Below are 18,777 nucleotides of genomic sequence, written 5' to 3'. Positions count from 1 at the left end.
GAGAGGTAAGTTTATGGCGTATGCGGATCTGAAAAACTGTAAAATCATCACAGCTTTTATCACACCTTTTCATGAAGATGGTTCCATCAATTTTGATGCTATTCCAGACTTGATTGAGCACCTTTTGGCACATCATACGGATGGGATTTTGCTGGCTGGAACAACTGCAGAAAGTCCAACCCTGACTCACGATGAAGAGTTGGAGTTATTTGCGGCAGTTCAAAAGGTTGTCAAGGGGCGTGTTCCTTTGATAGCCGGCGTCGGTACCAATGAAACGCGCGACTCTATCGAATTCGTCAAAGAAGTAGATGAATTTGGTGGTTTTGCAGCTGGTTTGGCCATTGTACCCTATTACAACAAACCTTCTCAGGAAGGGATGTATCAGCACTTTAAAGCCATTGCGGATGCTTCAAACCTGCCTATCATTATCTATAATATACCTGGGCGGGTAGTTGTTGAGATGACGCCTGAGACTATGCTAAGATTGGCAGAACATCCAAATATTATCGGCGTTAAAGAATGTACCAGTCTGGCGAATATGGCCTATCTGATTGAGCATCGTCCAGAGGAGTTTCTGATTTATACCGGTGAGGATGGTGATGCCTTTCATGCTATGAATTTGGGGGCTGATGGAGTTATTTCTGTTGCTTCTCACACAAACGGTGATGAAATGTTTGAAATGCTGGATGCTATTGAACACAATGACATCAAAAAAGCAGCAACTATCCAACGGAAATTCATTCCTAAAGTCAATGCTCTTTTCTCTTACCCAAGCCCTGCCCCTGTCAAGGCTGTCCTTAATTACTTAGGCTTTGCAGCTGGTCCAACCCGCTTACCTCTTGTGCCGGCTCCCGAAGAAGATGCCAAACGCATTATCAAGGTCGTAGTTGATGGCGACTACCAAGCAACCAAAGAGACGGTTAAAGGAGTCCTGAGACCGGATTATTGATTGATAGCAGCAGTTTTAGGATTGACATAGATAAAAATAATAAAGAAAGAATTGAAATTTGTGACAGAAAAACATAGTGAACGAATTGAGGAGTATAAGGCTAAGCATAGACTGGAAAAACTTGAGGGAAAAAAAGTTTATGATAAGCCAGTTATCCGAACCGGTGATAAGGCAGGTTGCTATGGTTCAGGATTGATTTTACTTGGATCTGTTTTAGGAATTATTTATTTACTTCTAATACTGATAACGGACTGGGATTTGAAACTTTTCTCTTTCATCTGGGAAACACTTGCTGCGTTAGGGATAGTTTTCAGTCTCTTTGGAGCTTTTAAAATCGGTCAGTTGGAGCTGCACAGTTTGTCAATGGTGGCTGACAAAGAGAAAAATTTTGAAATCGATAAAGCTTTCAATCTTTATAACATCATTCACAAACCAACAAAGAAAATTTTACTTCAATATGATAGTGAGGATGATAGTTTAATTTCTCTGAATGCTGGAGGAGAGTTATTAGTTGAGCTCTTAAAGAGAGTTGAAGAAGAAAAATTGTTCTTTAAGGCTATTAACAAAACATTGAGTTTAGAAGAAGTATCTGAAAATCACTGGAAAATGCACTATCGTTATAAAAGACAGGACATAATATTAGAGAAATCCGATACATAGTGTTTGGCTTGTTATTTTAGTTGTATTGACTTAAACTGAAAAGTGAATTCAGAATCTGATAGTTTTTGAAGAGCATATAAAAAAGAGAGCTTCCTTTGAAAAATATTGGAAAAAATTATATAATGTTAAGGTATGGTCTGACTTTGAGATTTCTTTTTGAGCAGACTATAGACAACTGGACTGGCAGCAGTCATGTTAGAGTTTTACATTAGATTAGAAATATATAATATAAAAGGAGTTTTTTATGCAAGTTATTAAACGGAGCGGTGAGGTTGTAGAATTTGACCCAGATAAAATCTATCAAGCAGTTTTAAAGGCAGCACAGACTGTCTATGTGTTGACAGATGATTTGCGTCAGAATTTAGCGCAGGTTACAAAGAAAGTGGTTCTGGATTTGGAAGAAGCTAAGGTTGAGCGTGCGACGATTAGCATGATCCAGTCCATGGTTGAAAGTCGCCTCTTGGGTGCAGGTTATATTACTATTGCCGAGCATTATATTTCCTATCGCTTACAGCGCGATTTAGAGCGCAATGGCTATGGAGATCATATAGCTGTGCATCTGCATTTTGAACAAGTAAGATAAAGTTAGAAAGCCCGCTAGGGCTTTTTTTGCTCTTGAGGTAGAGAGTGTCGCTTTAGAATTCACCCGCTTAAATTCTAGAAATATGTTAAAATAGTTAAGGATATAAAATTTTATCAATGATATTCGTTGAAAGGATAAATTATGGCAACGATTCAATGGTTTCCGGGGCATATGTCCAAGGCACGGAGACAGGTACAGGAAAATATTAAGTTTGTTGATTTTGTGACGATACTGGTTGATGCCAGGCTTCCTTTATCCAGTCAAAATCCTATGCTGACTAAGATTGTGGGAGATAAACCTAAGCTTTTGATTTTAAATAAGGCTGATTTGGCAGACCCTGTTCGTATCAAGGAATGGCAGAGCTATTTTGAAAGTCAGGGGATTCCGACTTTATCTATTAATTCCAAAGAGCAATCTGCTGTAAAAAAAGTGACAGATGCAGCTAAAAAGCTTATGGCTGACAAATTGGCGCGTCAGAAAGAGAGAGGAATTCGCGTCGAAACCCTGCGTACCATGATAATTGGTATTCCAAATGCCGGAAAATCAACCCTCATGAATCGCTTGGCAGGTAAGAAAATTGCCGTTGTAGGGAATAAGCCAGGTGTGACCAAGGGGCAGCAATGGCTCAAGTCAAATAAAGACTTGGAAATCTTGGATACACCAGGGATTCTCTGGCCTAAGTTTGAAGATGAGACGGTTGCTCTCAAGCTTGCCCTGACTGGAGCTATTAAGGATAATCTGTTGCCTATGGATGAGGTGACGATTTTTGGCCTCAATTACTTTAAGGAGCATTATCCTGAAGAGCTGACAGCACGCTTCAAGCTGCTGGATCTGAGTCAGGAAGCACCTGATATGATTATGGATATGACTCAAAAACTCGGCTTCCGCGATGACTACGATCGTTTTTACAGCCTTTTCGTCAAAGATGTTCGCGATGGCAAGTTAGGCCGTTATTGTCTGGATATGGTTGGTGAACTAGATGGCAACGATTAAAGAAATCCAGCAACGTTTAGAGTTAGTGACTGATTTGGCTGATCCTTTTCTGGCAGAAGCGGCGAATGATTTGCGCAGCGGAGTTCAAAAGGCGATTGAAAAGCGTAAAAGAGTCATTCAGGCAGAGTTGGACGAGGATTTGCGTCTGGAGCAGATGCTACGGTATGAAAAAGAACTTTATCAAGCCGGCTATCAGACGATTGCTGGGATTGATGAAGTCGGCCGCGGTCCTCTAGCTGGACCAGTTGTCGCTGCAGCAGTTATCTTACCTCCGGGATGTAAGATTAAGGGCCTTAACGACAGCAAGAAGATACCCAAGAAAAAGCATCAAGATATCTATCAAGCAGTCATAGATAAAGCCTTGGCAGTCGGTATTGGCCTGATGAACAATGAGATTATTGACCAAGTCAATATTTATGAAGCGACCAAGCTTGCTATGAGAGATGCTTTGTCTAAGCTTTGTCTCAAGCCAGATTATCTGCTGATTGATGCCATGAAGCTAGATGTCGAGATTCCGCAAGAGTCCATCATCAAAGGTGATGCTAATTCGCTATCTATTGCAGCGGCCAGTATTGTTGCTAAGGTCACTCGAGATAAGCTGATGGCAGACTATGACAAAGAATATCCTGGTTATGATTTTGCGCAAAATGCAGGCTATGGAACTAAGAGCCATTTGCAGGGCTTGGAGCGAAATGGCGTAACTCCTATTCATCGCAAGACATTTGAACCCGTAAAATCAATGTGTGAATAAGCACGAAGAGGTGAGGCATGCTAATCAGTAAAATCTTAAACAATAATGTGGTGATTTCTGAAGAGGACCAAGAAGAAGTTATTCTCATGGGACGAGGACTGGCCTTTGGTCGAAAAGTTGGCCAGGAGATTCCAGATGAGCTGATTGAGAAAAAGTATGTCTTGTCAGAAAATAGACGCCAGCTTCTGATGGAGTTGCCAGCAGAGGTCATGGAAATGTCGGATAAGATTATTTCTTTCGCAAGGGAGAAACTGCAGAAGAAGCTCAAAGACACTGCTTTTCTGGCGATGGCAGATCATATCCACGGAGTCTTGCTGCGCTTGGAAGATGATATTTACCTCAAGAATTTCCTCATGTGGGATATTAGACGCTTTTTTCCTATCGAGTTTGAGGTTGGTCAGTATGCCAAACAGCTTTTGAGCGCTTATATCGGTAAGGAACTTCCAGAGGAAGAAGCAGCTTTTATAGCGCTGACCTTGGTCAATGCAGAGTTGGAAAATGGCGATGGAACTGCGCGTGATTTGACTATGATGATGGAGGAAATCATGACCATTGTCAAGTACAGTTTGGAAATTTCTTTAGACGAGGAAGACATCTACCTTGAGCGCTTCATGACCCATCTAAAATTTTTCTGTGAGCGAGTCCTGACTGATAGAGGCCACCGTGACCTAGAGGACAATGAAATGTTTGGCTTACTTAAATGTAAGTATCCCTTGGCCTATGAAACCACTAGGAAGATTGCTGAATTTTTAAAGCAAACCAGAAATTACCAAACATCAGAGGATGAACAACTTTACCTGACCATCCATTTGTCACGCATGAAAAGGAGGATGACATGCAAAGCGAATACGAAAAAATGATTGCTGGAGAGATTTACCGACCACAAGACGAAGATTTAAGAAAAATTAGAGCCCGATCCAAAGAATTTCAATATCGTTTTAACCAAGAGCAAGACAGCGACAAGAGAAGTGCTATTATCAAAGAATGGTTTGGCAGCACAGGAGAGAATCTTGCTATGAAGCCTGATTTGGTCTGTGATTATGGAATCAATATTCATCTAGGCGAGAATTTTTATTCTAACTGGAATCTGACTATGCTGGACGTTTGCCCGATTCGCATCGGAGACAATGCCCTGCTCGGTCCTAATTGCCAGTTTCTGACACCTCTTCATCCGCTTGATCCAGTGGAAAGGAATTCCGGAATTGAGTACGGAGCACCAATCACTATTGGTGATAATTTCTGGGCTGGCGGAGGTGTGACGATTCTGCCGGGCGTGACACTAGGGGATAATGTCGTAGTCGGAGCAGGAGCGGTTGTGACTAAGTCTTTTGGTGATAATGTAGTCTTGGCTGGCAATCCTGCTAAGATTATTAAGGAAATCCCTGTTCATAAAGAATAAAAGATGTGTTAAAGGCGATAGGCATAGAAACCAGCTATTGACAACATCAAATTTAATAGAATCGTAAAGAAGGAACTGTACTGCAGTTCTTTTTTTGAACTTTTTTACGAATAAGAAAGTGAGGTGAAAAAATGAATAATTTTGAAATTTATAAATTGAAAAAAGCTGGTTTGACCAATCATCAGGTTTTAAATGTTTTGAGATACGCCGAGAGTAAAGATGGCAAGCTTTCTCTGCGAGATAAGGCTGTCGTATCTGAGTGTCGCAATCCTGCCCTCTTTATAGAGAAATACAAGAGGCTTGATTTACCAGCTTTGAAGGAAGAATTTGAACTTTTTCCATCCTTTTCTATCTTGGATGATATCTACCCTTGGGATTTATGCGAGATTTACGATGCACCGACTTTGTTATTTTATCAGGGAAATCTAAATCTACTAGAATTGCCCAAGGCTGCAGTCGTTGGCAGTCGAGACAGCAGCAAGCAAGGAAATGCCTCTGTACAAAAGATTATCAAAGAGCTAAACAATGAGTTGGTTATCGTCAGTGGCCTAGCTCGTGGAGTAGATACGGCGGCCCATATGGCTGCCCTGCAAAACGGAGGTCAGACAATTGCTGTCATCGGAACGGGATTAGATGTCTTCTATCCCAAGGCAAACAAAAAACTACAAGCTTACATTGGCAAAAATCATTTATTGCTGACGGAGTATGGTCCAGGTGAACAGCCTTTGAAATTTCACTTTCCAGAGCGGAATCGTATTATCGCCGGTCTATGTCGAGGCGTCATCGTGGCAGAAGCCAAGATGCGCTCAGGCAGCCTGATTACCTGTGAGCGAGCCATGGAAGAAGGGCGGGATGTCTTTGCTATTCCAGGGTCAATTTTAGATGGAAAATCTGATGGTTGCCATCATTTAATTCAAGAGGGCGCAAAGTGCATCAAATCAGGCTCTGACGTCCTTTCTGAGTTTGATTTTTAAAACAAGTTTTCCTATAAGAAAAGTTAGCAGTTGACATCTATCAAAAAATAGTTTAAACTCTATGAGATTTATTTCTTATAGAAGGTGTCTAAATTGGTAACAAAAACAAAGAAAAAGTCTACGACCAAGAAAAATCTTGTCATCGTAGAGTCGCCTGCCAAGGCAAAAACAATAGAAAAATATCTGGGACGAAACTACAAGGTTCTGGCCAGTGTCGGGCATATTCGTGACCTGAAAAAGTCTACTATGTCCATTGATTTTGAGAACAACTATGAGCCACAATACATCAATATTCGTGGTAAAGGTCCCTTGATTAATGACTTGAAAAAAGAAGCGAAGAAAGCTAAGCAAGTCTTTCTGGCAAGTGACCCGGACCGCGAAGGAGAAGCTATTTCTTGGCATCTGGCTCACATTCTGAATCTGGATGAGAAAGAGAAAAACCGCGTCGTCTTTAATGAAATCACCAAAGATGCAGTCAAGAATGCTTTTAAAGAGCCGCGCCAGATTGATATGGATTTGGTCGATGCGCAGCAGGCTCGCCGAGTTCTGGATCGCTTGGTTGGTTATTCCATTTCTCCTATTCTCTGGAAGAAAGTCAAGAAAGGTCTGTCAGCTGGTCGAGTGCAGTCTGTTGCCCTCAAGCTGATTATCGACCGGGAAAATGAAATCAACGCCTTCAAACCAGAAGAATACTGGACAATTGACGGAACCTTCAAGAAAGGAACCCGTCAGTTTCAGGCCAGCTTCTACGGTATGAATGGTAAAAAGATGAAGTTGTCTAACAACGACGAGGTCAAAGAAGTCCTGTCTCACCTCAAGGGTGATGATTTTACAGTTGACAGCGTTGAAAAGAAAGAGCGTCGACGCAATGCTCCGCTACCCTACACGACTTCCTCAATGCAGCAGGATGCCGCTAATAAGATTAATTTCCGGACTCGTAAGACCATGATGGTGGCTCAGCAGCTCTATGAAGGGATTAACATCGGTTCTGGCGTACAAGGTCTGATTACGTATATGCGTACCGACTCGACTCGTATCAGTCCTGTAGCGCAAAATGAAGCAGCAAGCTTTATCACGGATAAATTTGGTGCTAAATATTCCAAACATGGCAGCAAGGCTAAGAACGCTTCTAGCGCTCAAGATGCCCACGAGGCCATTCGTCCTTCCAGCGTTTTCAATACTCCAGAAAGCATCGCAAAGTATTTGGACAAGGATCAGCTTAAGCTCTATACTCTAATCTGGAACCGTTTTGTAGCCAGCCAAATGACAGCAGCAGTCTTTGATACTATGAATGTTAAGCTGGGGCAAAATGGTGTCCAATTTTCCGCCAATGGCAGTCAGGTCAAGTTCGATGGCTATCTGGCTATTTATAACGACTCTGACAAGAATAAAATGCTGCCAGATATGGAAAAGGGGGATACAGTCAAGCGAGTCAATACCAATCCAGAACAGCACTTTACCCAGCCACCTGCACGTTATTCTGAAGCGACTCTCATCAAGACTTTAGAAGAAAATGGTGTTGGTCGACCATCTACCTATGCACCGACTATTGAGACCATTCAGAAACGATATTACGTTAAGCTGGTTTCTAAGCGCTTTGAGCCGACGGAACTAGGGGAGATTGTCAATTCATTGATTGTCGAATTCTTCCCAGGCATCGTAAATGTGAAATTTACAGCTGAAATGGAAGCAAAACTGGATGATGTAGAAGTTGGAAAAGAGCAGTGGCAGAAGGTTATTGACGAGTTTTATCAACCTTTTGAAAAGGAAGTAGCTAAGGCCGAGACCGAAATGGAGAAAATCCAAATCAAGGATGAACCAGCTGGTTTTGATTGTGAGGTCTGTGGCAGTCCAATGGTCATCAAGTTGGGTAGATTTGGCAAGTTCTACGCCTGCAGTAACTTCCCAGACTGTCGTCACACTCAGGCTATTGTCAAGGAAATCGGCGTGACCTGCCCACAGTGCCAAAAAGGTCAAGTTATCGAGCGTAAGACTAAGCGAAATCGCATTTTTTATGGCTGTGATCGTTATCCTGACTGTGATTTCACATCTTGGGACAAGCCAGTCGGTCGGAACTGTCCAAAATGTGACCATTATCTGATTGAAAAGAAAGTTCGTGGTGGCGGCAAGCAAGTGGTCTGCAGCAATGGCGATTACGAAGAAGAAAAAGTGAAATAGCTCCTTTTACATAATTTATATTATGTAAAACATTTTCTGAAGAAGAGGTGCAGCTTTATGACAGATAAATTTGCAGAATTTCTAAAAATCGCTTCTCAACTGAATAAGATGGGAATTATTCCAATTCTGATGGGTTCTCTAGGTCTGGAGCAAGTTACTGGTCAGGACTGGCAGGCGCGGGATATTGATATTCATGTTCACGGTGATGAGCGTGGCTGGGAAGCACCAGATGAAGAGCGCATTTATGATATGGACAAGATTGAACCTATGATGGAGAGCTTGGGCTATCGCTTAGTCGATCTGCACGAGCATGAATTTCAAAAAGAAAGCTTATCTATTGAATTTGGGGTCATGGAAACCTTAGAGGCATTTTCATGTGTGCCGCTAGAGAAGTTGACTCGAAAAGAAGTTGAAGGTGTCAAGTTTCTGCTGCCAACTGCAGAGCAGTTTTTAGCTATCTACCTTGCTTCTTCACAAGATTCTTACCGAAATGATAATAACAATCATAAGGATTTTGCTAAGATTGCTTATTTGGAAAAAATGACAAAATGACGGACAGACGGGAATTCTCCTGTCTGTCTTTTTTACTATCTTTTTGTTATAATGGTCAGAGTGAAAATCTAGAAATATCCAAGGGAGAGTATCATGTCATCATCCTATATCAATGTTATCGGTGCTGGTCTGGCTGGCAGTGAAGCAGCTTACCAGATTGCCAAGCGTGGAATCCCAGTCAAACTCTATGAAATGCGGGGTGTTAAGTCAACGCCTCAACACAAGACTGCAGACTTTGCAGAACTTGTCTGCTCCAACTCTCTACGAGGCGATGCGCTGACCAATGCAGTCGGTCTGCTCAAGGAAGAAATGCGACGGTTGGACTCGGTTATTTTAAAGTCAGCAGAAGCGACTCGGGTGCCAGCGGGTGGTGCTTTAGCAGTTGATAGAGAAGGCTTTTCTCAGATGGTAACGGATCTAGTGAGCAACCATCCATTGATTGAGGTCATTCGTGAAGAAATCACCGAAATTCCAGAGGGTGACATCACAGTCATTGCGACAGGACCCTTGACCAGCGATGCTTTGGCCGAAAAAATCCACGCGCTCAATGGAGGCGACGGTTTTTATTTCTACGACGCAGCAGCGCCAATCATTGACGTCAATACTATTGATATGACCAAGGTCTATCTCAAATCCCGCTATGATAAGGGCGAAGCTGCCTATCTCAACGCGCCAATGACTAAGCAAGAATTTATGGATTTCCATGATGCTTTGGTCAATGCTGAGGAAGCACCGCTCAATTCCTTTGAAAAAGAAAAATACTTTGAAGGCTGTATGCCAATTGAAGTTATGGCTAAGCGGGGCATTAAAACAATGCTTTATGGACCGATGAAGCCAGTTGGTTTAGAATATCCAGATGACTATCAAGGCCCTCGAGATGGTGAATATAAGACGCCATACGCTGTGGTGCAGCTTCGTCAGGACAATGCAGCAGGTAGTCTTTACAACATTGTCGGCTTCCAAACTCATCTCAAGTGGGGAGAGCAAAAGCGGGTCTTTCAGATGATTCCTGGCCTTGAAAATGCAGAATTTGTCCGCTATGGTGTTATGCATCGAAATTCCTATATGGACTCTCCAAATCTGCTTGAACAGACTTTCCGGTCTAAGAAACAGCCAAATCTTTTCTTTGCAGGTCAAATGACTGGAGTTGAAGGCTATGTCGAATCAGCGGCTTCTGGTTTGGTTGCTGGTATCAATGCCGCTCGACTCTTCAAGGGAGAAGAAGCACTTGTCTTTCCAGAAACAACAGCTATTGGAAGTCTGCCTCATTATGTTACTCATGCTGACAGCAAGCATTTCCAACCCATGAATGTCAATTTTGGTATTATCAAAGAGCTAGACGGCCCTCGGATTCGTGATAAGAAGGAGCGCTATGAGAAAATTGCTGAGCGCGCCTTGCAGGATTTACAGCCTTATTTGGATAAATAATCTATTTTCTATCATTATCTAATAAAAATCATCAAAAAGTTAGGAAATTCCTAACTTTTTTGCTTAATTTGTGATATAATAAATAAAAATTTTGAAAATAGAAAGTTTTCTGAAAATGAATAAATCCTATTTTTACCTTGAAATGAAAACACATGAGTTGGTCGTTCCTTATACCAAGCAAAAACGCCGTGTCCGCGTCTTGCTTCCAAAGAACTATAGCCAGGATGCAAACAAGAACTATCCCGTCGTTTATTTTCATGACGGACAAAATGTTCTTTATAGCAAGGAGTCTTTCAGCGGCCATTCGTGGAAGGTGATTCCAACAATTAAGCGTAATCCAGATATTGAAAAAATGATTGTTGTGGCTATTGACAACGATGGCCAAGGGCGGATGAATGAGTATTCAGCTTGGAAGTTCCAAGAGTCCAATATTCCCGGTATTCAGTTTGGCGGCAAGGGAACAGAGTATGCGGAGTTTGTCATGGAAGTCGTCAAACCTTTCATTGACCAGCATTATCGGACCAAGTCGGATCGGTTACATACGGCTATGATTGGCTCTTCTCTTGGGGGAAATATCAGCCAGTTTATCGGCGTTGAATACCAAGATCAAATTGGCTGTCTGGGCATCTTTTCATCGGCTAATTGGCTGCATCAGGAAGCTTTTGACCGTTATATTGAGAGAAAGACACTTCAGGCTGACCAGCGAGTTTTCATTTATGTTGGGACAGAAGAGGCTGATGATACGGATAAGACATTGATGGCTGGCAACATCAAGCAGGCCTATATTGATTCATCGCTCAGCTATTTCCGACAGTTACTTGTATCTGGGGTAGATTTGGCAAATATTCAGATTAAGATCCAGTCTGGAGCTATTCATAATGAAATCGCTTGGGCAGAGCACTTGCCAGACTGTTTCCGTTTTATCAGCGAGAAATGGTAATCTAGTCAAACAGTGAGAAAGAGGTAGAAACTATGCATGTAGAATTTTTAAGTCATTGGAGCGGCAATCTAGGTCGTGAAATGTATATCAATCGCTATGGCCATGCCGGGCTCCCGATTATAGTCTTCGCATCATCAGGCGGCAGCCACAATGAGTATGCTGACTTCGGTATGATTGAGGCCTGCGCAGGTTTTATTGAGGCTGGTAAGGTCCAATTTTTCACTCTCAGCAGCGTTGATAGTGAGAGTTGGCTAGCGGACTGGAAGCATCCTCACGACCGCGCAGAAATGCATCGTGCCTATGAGCGTTATGTCATTGAAGAAGCGATTCCATTTGTCAAGCATAAGACAGGCTGGTTTGACCCTATGATGACGACAGGCTGCTCCATGGGCGCTTATCATGCCCTTAATTTCTTCCTGCAGCATCCAGATGTTTTCAATAAAGTGATTGCCCTAAGTGGTGTCTATGATGCACGTTTCTTTGTTGGTGACAATTTGAACGACGAAGTCATTTATCAAAACTCTCCAGCAGACTATATCTGGAACCAAAATGATGGCTGGTTTATTGACCGCTATCGACAGGCTGATATTATCGTTTGTACTGGCTTGGGCGACTGGGAGCAGGACGGTCTGCCTTCCTTCTACACGCTGAAAGAAGCTTTTGAGCATAAGAATATTCCAGCTTGGTTTGCTGAATGGGGCCATGATGTTTCCCATGACTGGATTTGGTGGCGTAAGCAAATGCCTTATTTCCTTAATGAACTCAATCTTTAAAGGAGGTTTCCTATGAATTATATCGTTATTTCTCCCTATTATCCGCAGAATTTTCAGCAGTTTACAGTGGAACTGGCTAACAAAGGAATCACTGTTCTGGGAATCGGTCAGGAGCCTTATGACCAGCTAGACCAGCCTTTGAAGGATTCATTGACTGAATACTTCAGAGTAGAAAATCTTGAAAATCTTGACGAAGTAAAAAGAGCAGTTGCCTTTCTCTTCTACAAGCATGGACCTATCGATCGGATTGAGTCTCATAACGAATATTGGCTGGAACTGGACGCAGAGTTGCGCGAGCAATTTAATGTCTTTGGAGCAAAACCAAAAGACTTGAAAAAGACCAAGTTCAAATCAGAGATGAAAAAACTCTTTAAAAAAGCAGGCGTTCCAGTCGTACCTGGTCAGATTGTCAATACAGAAGCTGGTGCTGATTTGGCTGTCAAGAAACTTGGTCTACCTTTGATTGCCAAGCCTGATAATGGAGTAGGAGCAGCTGCAACCTTTAAATTGGAAACAGCAGAAGATGTCGAACGATTCAAGCAAGAATGGGATCACCAGACAGCTTATTTCTTTGAAAAGTTTGTCCAGTCTGGCGAGATTTGTACCTTTGATGGTTTGGTAGATAAGGACGGTCAGATCGTCTTTTCAACCACCTTTGACTATGCCCATACACCACTGGATTTGATGATCTATAAGATGGACAATTCCTATTACGTTCTCAAGGATATGGATCCAAAACTGCGTGCTTATGGAGAAGCGATTGTTAAAATTTTCGGCATGAAAGAACGCTTTTTCCATATTGAGTTCTTCCGCGAGGGTGATGATTATGTAGCCATTGAGTACAATAACCGTCCAGCAGGTGGCTTTACCATTGATGTCTATAATTTCGCCCACTCAATCGATCTTTACAGAGGCTATGCAGCGATTGTAGCAGGAGAGCCTTTCCCAGCTGCCCACATGGAGCCGCTGTATTGTCTGGCAACATCACGCCGTGCATCAACGAACTATGCTTACCCTGAGGCTGACTTGCTGGAGAAATACAGAGATAATTTCAAAGTTAAGAAAGACATGCCAGCTGCATTTGCGGAGCTGCAAGGTGATTACCTCTATATGCTGACAACACCAAGCCGTGAGCAGATGGAGCAGATGATTGCAGACTTTGCTAAACAGGCAGACTAATCGGAGTCGTGCTCTGCTATTATTTTCGTATAACAGTTTCAAAATAGTAAAAACTACTCTAGCACAAAAAGTTTGTGAAATTTCTATTTTGGTATCGAAAACCAGTTTATCCAATGGATCGACTGGTTTTTCTTTGTGAAATGTAAGTGAGCAAAAGTTTTGACAGTGCTTACAGCTTTAGATAGAATTAAATAGAAGAATTATGCTTAGAAAGGCAAAAAAATGGCAACTTTAGATAAAGATCTTTTATTAGAGATGTTCCGTAAGATGGAAGAAATCCGTCGCATAGACTTAAAAATTGCTCAACTTGTAAAAAAAGGAAAGGTTCCTGGGATGACTCACTTCTCGGTAGGTGAGGAAGCAGCCAATGTCGGTGCTATGCTGGCCTTAAATGAGGATGATTTGCTGACTTCTAATCACCGGGGACACGGTCAAGCTATCGCCAAAGGAATCAACCTCAATGAAATGATGGCTGAAATCCTAGGGAAATACACCGGTACATGTAAAGGAAAAGGCGGCTCTATGCACATTGCGGACCTAGATGCTGGAAACCTTGGTGCTAATGGTATCGTAGGTGGCGGCATGGGAATTGCTGTCGGAGCAGCTCTGACCCAGCAAATGCAGAAGACAGGTAAGATTGTTGTCTGTTTCTTTGGTGACGGTGCTACCAACGAAGGCGTCTTCCACGAAGCTGTCAACATGGCTTCTATCTGGAATTTACCAGTTATTTTCTATTGTATCAATAACGGCTATGGTATTTCTGCTGACATCAAGAAAATGACCAACGTAGAGCATATCCACGAGCGCAGCGCAGCCTATGGCATTCCTGGTATGTTCATCGAAGATGGAAATAATGTTTTGGATGTCTATGAAGGCTTCCAAAAAGCTGTAGAGCATGTTCGCAGCGGTAAAGGACCTGTCTTGATTGAGAGCGTCACTTATCGTTGGTTGGGACACTCTTCTTCTGACCCAGGTAAATACCGTACTCGTGAAGAAGTAGAAGAATGGAAGAAAAAAGATCCAATCGAAAATCTTCGTAAATACTTGCTGGAAAACAAGATTGCAAGCGAGGAAGAGCTGGAAGCTATCCAAGCTGGAGTCAAAGAAGCAGTAGAAGCATCTGTGAAGTTTGCAGAAGAAAGCCCATTCCCACCGCTTGAATCTGCCTTTGAAGATATTTACGCAGACTAAAGAGAGGAGAAAAAGAAAATGGAAACTAAAACTATGTCTTTTCGTGATACCATCATCCTCGCTATGTCTGAGGAAATGCGTCGCGATGAAAATGTACTCTTGATGGGAGAAGATGTCGGAGTCTTTGGTGGAGATTTCGGAACATCTGTTGGTATGCTGGAAGAGTTCGGGCCAGAGCGTGTACGTGACTGTCCGATTTCAGAAGCAGCTATTTCTGGAGCAGCAGCTGGAGCAGCTATGACAGGGCTGCGTCCAATCGTAGACATGACCTTTATGGACTTCTCTGTAATCGCCATGGATGCTATTGTCAACCAAGCCGCTAAAACGCGCTATATGTTTGGCGGAAAAGGGCAGGTGCCAATGACTGTCCGCTGTGCAGCAGGTAATGGAGTTGGCTCAGCGGCTCAGCACTCGCAGTCTTTGGAATCTTGGTTTACCCACATTCCAGGGCTTAAGGTAGTTGCTCCAGGAACTCCGGCTGATATGAAGGGGCTTCTCAAGGCTTCTATCCGAGACAACAACCCAGTCATTATCCTGGAATACAAGTCTGAATTTAACCAAAAAGGCGAGGTGCCACTGGATCCTGAGTATGTAATCCCACTCGGTGTTGGCGAAATCAAAAAAGAAGGTACCGATGTAACAGTTGTTACCTACGGAAAAATGCTTCGCCGTGTCATGCAGGCGGCTGAGGAATTGGTAGAAGAAGGTATCTCTGTAGAAGTGGTTGACCCACGTACATTGGTGCCGCTTGATAAGGATATTATCATCAACTCTGTTAAGAAGACTGGAAAGGTAGTTTTGGTTAATGATGCCCACAAAACTAGCGGTTTCATTGGTGAAATTTCGGCGATTATTTCTGAGTCTGAAGCATTTGACTATCTAGATGCGCCAATCCGCCGTTGTGCAGGTGAAGATGTGCCAATGCCTTATGCACAAAACTTGGAAAATGCGATGATTCCGACCGTTGAAAGCATCAAAGACGCTATTCGAAAGACATATCACAAAGAATAAGGTATAATAAAGAAAAGGCTTTCTCATGAATTAGATTACATAAATTATTTTATGTAATCTAATCTTGTGTAGAGGGTCAAAGTAGCTAAAATTTTACAAATTACAGACAATCGTTATAGCGACTTAGTAAGTCTACTAGGTTGGTCGCAGATAGCGTTAACCGTAGTAACTTGAGATACGTTTTGTATCCAAGTTGCTGTAGATATGTAATTGAATTCGGACGGAGGATTGCGAAAAAAATATAGATTTCCTTGTGTTCATCGAACACAGCGTCAATCTCCTATTTTTTCATTGTCCTTTGAGTCCTTAATATCTTATAATAGAATTGGAGAGGTCATGGCTGATGATAAGCTAAGAGCGACTCCTGCAGCTAGAAAGTTAGCGGATGATTTGGGAATCAACCTCTATGATGTTTCTGGCTCAGGCGCAAACGGTCGTGTCCACAAAGAAGACGTGGAAACTTATAAAGATACAAATGTGGTGCGTATTTCACCACTGGCAAAACGAATTGCCCAAGAACACAATATTGCTTGGCAAGAGATTCAAGGAACTGGCCATCGTGGCAAGATTATGAAAAAAGATGTTCTTGCCTTCTTGCCTGAGAATGTTGAGAGCGATACAATCAAATCTCCTGCTCAAATTGAAAAAGTGGAAGAAGTGCCTGATAATGTCACTCCTTATGGTGAAATTGAGCGTATTCCAATGACGCCGATGCGGAAGGTCATTGCTCAGCGGATGGTAGAATCTTACCTGACGGCGCCAACATTCACCCTCAACTATGATGTTGATATGACAGAAATGCTAGCCTTGCGTAAAAAAGTGCTGGATCCAATCATGGAAGCCACTGGCAAGAAAGTAACTGTCACAGACCTGCTTTCGCTGGCTGTTGTGAAGACTTTGATGAAACATCCTTATCTCAATTCGACCTTGACAGAGGATGGCAAGACCATTATCACACACAACTATGTCAACCTTTCAATGGCAGTCGGTATGGATAATGGCTTGATGACACCAGTTGTCTATAATGCAGAAAAAATGAGCCTATCAGAGCTTGTGGTAGCCTTTAAAGATGTAATCGGACGTACTTTGGAAGGCAAGTTAGCTCCGAGCGAGCTGCAAAACTCAACTTTCACAATCAGTAACTTAGGTATGTTTGGCGTTCAGTCCTTTGGTCCTATCATCAACCAGCCAAATTCTGCTATCTTGGGTGTAAGCTCAACAGTAGAAAAACCTGTCGTTGTTAATGGCGAAATTGTTATCCGTCCAATTATGAGTCTTGGCTTGACCATTGACCACCGTGTAGTTGACGGAATGGCTGGAGCTAAGTTTATGAAGGACTTGAAGGCTTTGATTGAAGACCCAATTTCAATGTTGGTATAAGATTTTCTTTGCTAGTTTAAAAAGTAAAGAAACGAAATACTCAGCAAGTGAAAAATTAAATTAGAAAAGGAAAGAAAAATGGCTTTAGAAGTAATTATGCCAAAAGCCGGCGTGGATATGACCGAAGGGCAAATTGTCCAATGGAATAAGAAAGTCGGCGAATTTGTCAAAGAAGGGGAAATCCTTCTGGAAATCATGACTGACAAGGTCAGCATGGAATTGGAAGCCGAAGAAGATGGCTATCTGATTGCTATTCTCAAAGGTGACGGAGAAACTGTTCCAGTAACGGAAGTCATCGGTTACTTGGGAGAAGAAGGAGAAAACATCCCAACCGCTGGCGGCTCTGCTCCTGCGGAAGCACCAGCTCCTACAACAGCGGCAGTAAGTACAGATGATGATAAGAGTGATGATGCTTACGATATCGTTGTTATCGGTGGCGGACCTGCAGGTTATGTAGCGGCTATCAAAGCAGCCCAGCTGGGTGGCAAGATTGCCTTGGTTGAGAAGTCTGAGCTCGGCGGAACCTGCCTGAACCGTGGCTGTATCCCTACTAAGACTTACCTGCACAATGCTGAAATCATTGAAAGCCTTGGCCACGCTGCTAACCGCGGTATCATCATCGAAAATCCAAGCTTCTCAGTGGACATGGACAAGGTTTTGGAAACCAAAAACAAGGTTGTCAATATACTCGTTGGCGGTGTTGCTGGCCTTCTTCGCAGCTATGGCGTAGATGTTCATAAGGGAATTGGCACCATTACTAAAGACAAGAATGTTCTTGTAAACGGCAGCGAGCTGCTAGAAACGAAGAAGATTATCTTGGCTGGTGGTTCAAAAGTCAGCAAGATCAATGTTCCTGGTATGGAATCATCTCTTGTTATGACCAGCGATGATATTCTGGAAATGAACGAATTACCAGAAAATCTGGTAATTATCGGCGGTGGTGTTGTCGGTATTGAGCTTGGACAAGCCTTCATGACTTTTGGTAGCAAGGTAACGGTCATTGAAATGATGGACCGTATCGTACCCGCTATGGATGCTGAAGTCTCTAAAAACCTTCGCCTCATCTTGGAGCGCAAGGGTATGAAAATTCTGACTGAAACTAAGTTGGAAGAAATCATCGAAGAAAATGGTAAACTTCGTATCAAGGTTGAAGGAAAAGAAGATATTCTAACAGATAAGGCTCTGCTTTCTATCGGACGCGTGCCAGACCTAGAAGGCATTGGTGAGGTTGAGTTCGAACTGGATCGCGGCCGTATCAAGGTCAATGAGTACATGGAAACTTCTGTTCCAGGTATTTACGCACCAGGTGATATCAATGGTACTAAGATGCTGGCTCATGCAGCCTTCCGTATGGGTGAAGTTGCTGCTGAAAATGCGCTGAAAGGCAATCACCATGTTGCTAAACTCAATCTGACACCTGCGGCTATTTACACCCTGCCAGAAGTAGCAGCAGTTGGTTTGACAGAAGATCAAGCTCGTGAGAAATACGATGTAGCGATTGGTAAGTTTAACTTCGCTGCTAACGGCCGTGCTATCGCTTCAGACGCAGCTCAAGGCTTCGTTAAAGTCATTGCTGACAAAAAGTATGGTGAAGTGCTCGGTGTTCATATCATCGGTCCTGCGGCTGCAGAATTGATCAACGAAGCATCAACCATCATCGAAATGGAAATCACCGTAGAAGAAATGCTTAAGACCATTCACGGTCATCCAACCTTCTCAGAAGTCATGTACGAAGCTTTTGCAGATGTACTGGGCTTGGCAGTTCACTCACCTAAGAAAAAATAATTTAAAAGATAGATTAGACTGGGCATAAATCATTGTTCCAGTCTCTATCGT

18 protein-coding genes are annotated in these 18,777 nt (G+C 42.6%); all 18 read left to right on the top strand.

Annotated elements, in window-relative coordinates; genetic code table 11:
- Window positions 1-13: 13 nt before the first annotated feature.
- The 18 genes from dapA to lpdA all read left to right on the top strand — a co-directional run bounded on the left by dapA (window position 14) and on the right by lpdA (window position 18,726).
- A complete protein-coding gene (dapA, locus tag RWX26_RS03985) occupies window positions 14-949 on the top strand; it encodes a 4-hydroxy-tetrahydrodipicolinate synthase (protein ID WP_314579417.1) in 936 nt (311 codons plus the stop codon).
- A gap of 60 nt (window positions 950-1,009) precedes the next feature.
- Entirely contained in the window at window positions 1,010-1,609 is a 600-nt protein-coding gene (locus tag RWX26_RS03980) for a hypothetical protein (RefSeq protein WP_314579415.1), read from the top strand.
- A gap of 244 nt (window positions 1,610-1,853) precedes the next feature.
- Window positions 1,854-2,192: an ATP cone domain-containing protein gene (locus tag RWX26_RS03975; RefSeq protein WP_002895476.1), complete on the top strand. Its 339-nt coding sequence runs from the start codon at window positions 1,854-1,856 to the stop codon at window positions 2,190-2,192.
- A 141-nt stretch (window positions 2,193-2,333) separates the two neighbouring features.
- Window positions 2,334-3,185, top strand: coding sequence for a ribosome biogenesis GTPase YlqF (gene ylqF / locus RWX26_RS03970; RefSeq protein ID WP_314579413.1), 852 nt, complete (start codon window positions 2,334-2,336; stop codon window positions 3,183-3,185).
- Window positions 3,172-3,936, top strand: coding sequence for a ribonuclease HII (locus tag RWX26_RS03965; protein ID WP_314579411.1), 765 nt, complete (start codon window positions 3,172-3,174; stop codon window positions 3,934-3,936). Before ylqF ends, RWX26_RS03965 begins: the two co-directional genes overlap by 14 nt.
- Before the next feature lie 17 nt (window positions 3,937-3,953).
- A complete protein-coding gene (locus tag RWX26_RS03960) occupies window positions 3,954-4,796 on the top strand; it encodes a PRD domain-containing protein (RefSeq protein WP_314579408.1) in 843 nt (280 codons plus the stop codon).
- Window positions 4,772-5,335, top strand: a complete 564-nt coding sequence (locus tag RWX26_RS03955) for a sugar O-acetyltransferase (protein ID WP_002917210.1) — start codon at window positions 4,772-4,774, stop codon at window positions 5,333-5,335. The genes RWX26_RS03960 and RWX26_RS03955 overlap by 25 nt, the downstream gene beginning before the upstream one ends.
- A 131-nt stretch (window positions 5,336-5,466) precedes the next feature.
- Window positions 5,467-6,309: a DNA-processing protein DprA gene (dprA, locus tag RWX26_RS03950; protein WP_314579404.1), complete on the top strand. Its 843-nt coding sequence runs from the start codon at window positions 5,467-5,469 to the stop codon at window positions 6,307-6,309.
- A gap of 84 nt (window positions 6,310-6,393) precedes the next feature.
- Window positions 6,394-8,487 carry a type I DNA topoisomerase gene (gene topA / locus RWX26_RS03945; protein WP_314579401.1) on the top strand — a complete coding sequence of 698 codons (2,094 nt, stop codon included), beginning with the start codon at window positions 6,394-6,396 and terminating at the stop codon, window positions 8,485-8,487.
- 57 nt (window positions 8,488-8,544) lie between these two features.
- A complete protein-coding gene (locus tag RWX26_RS03940; protein WP_295503465.1) occupies window positions 8,545-9,039 on the top strand; it encodes a phosphoribosylanthranilate isomerase in 495 nt (164 codons plus the stop codon).
- Between the two features lie 93 nt (window positions 9,040-9,132).
- Window positions 9,133-10,467 (top strand): methylenetetrahydrofolate--tRNA-(uracil(54)-C(5))-methyltransferase (FADH(2)-oxidizing) TrmFO, encoded by a 1,335-nt coding sequence (gene trmFO / locus RWX26_RS03935; protein WP_314579397.1) that lies wholly within the window; start codon window positions 9,133-9,135, stop codon window positions 10,465-10,467.
- Between the two features lie 115 nt (window positions 10,468-10,582).
- Window positions 10,583-11,407 (top strand): alpha/beta hydrolase, encoded by an 825-nt coding sequence (locus RWX26_RS03930; protein ID WP_314579395.1) that lies wholly within the window; start codon window positions 10,583-10,585, stop codon window positions 11,405-11,407.
- A 32-nt stretch (window positions 11,408-11,439) separates the two neighbouring features.
- Window positions 11,440-12,180 (top strand): esterase family protein, encoded by a 741-nt coding sequence (locus tag RWX26_RS03925; protein ID WP_023916226.1) that lies wholly within the window; start codon window positions 11,440-11,442, stop codon window positions 12,178-12,180.
- 12 nt (window positions 12,181-12,192) lie between these two features.
- Complete coding sequence (locus RWX26_RS03920; RefSeq protein ID WP_009660321.1) at window positions 12,193-13,359, top strand: acetyl-CoA carboxylase biotin carboxylase subunit family protein; 1,167 nt, start codon at window positions 12,193-12,195, stop codon at window positions 13,357-13,359.
- 222 nt (window positions 13,360-13,581) lie between these two features.
- Window positions 13,582-14,550: a thiamine pyrophosphate-dependent dehydrogenase E1 component subunit alpha gene (locus RWX26_RS03915; protein WP_314579388.1), complete on the top strand. Its 969-nt coding sequence runs from the start codon at window positions 13,582-13,584 to the stop codon at window positions 14,548-14,550.
- Window positions 14,551-14,568: 18 nt separating this feature from the next.
- A complete protein-coding gene (locus RWX26_RS03910; RefSeq protein WP_223312905.1) occupies window positions 14,569-15,561 on the top strand; it encodes an alpha-ketoacid dehydrogenase subunit beta in 993 nt (330 codons plus the stop codon).
- A 336-nt stretch (window positions 15,562-15,897) separates the two neighbouring features.
- Window positions 15,898-16,941 (top strand): dihydrolipoamide acetyltransferase, encoded by a 1,044-nt coding sequence (locus RWX26_RS03905; protein ID WP_002913560.1) that lies wholly within the window; start codon window positions 15,898-15,900, stop codon window positions 16,939-16,941.
- A gap of 78 nt (window positions 16,942-17,019) precedes the next feature.
- A complete protein-coding gene (gene lpdA, locus RWX26_RS03900; RefSeq protein ID WP_314579382.1) occupies window positions 17,020-18,726 on the top strand; it encodes a dihydrolipoyl dehydrogenase in 1,707 nt (568 codons plus the stop codon).
- Window positions 18,727-18,777 lie beyond the last annotated feature (51 nt).

The organism is uncultured Streptococcus sp. (genome assembly GCF_963536705.1).
Lineage (GTDB): Bacteria > Bacillota > Bacilli > Lactobacillales > Streptococcaceae > Streptococcus.
The sequence above is the reverse complement of the archived record's forward strand: the minus strand, read 5'-3'. Positions and strand labels throughout refer to the sequence as shown.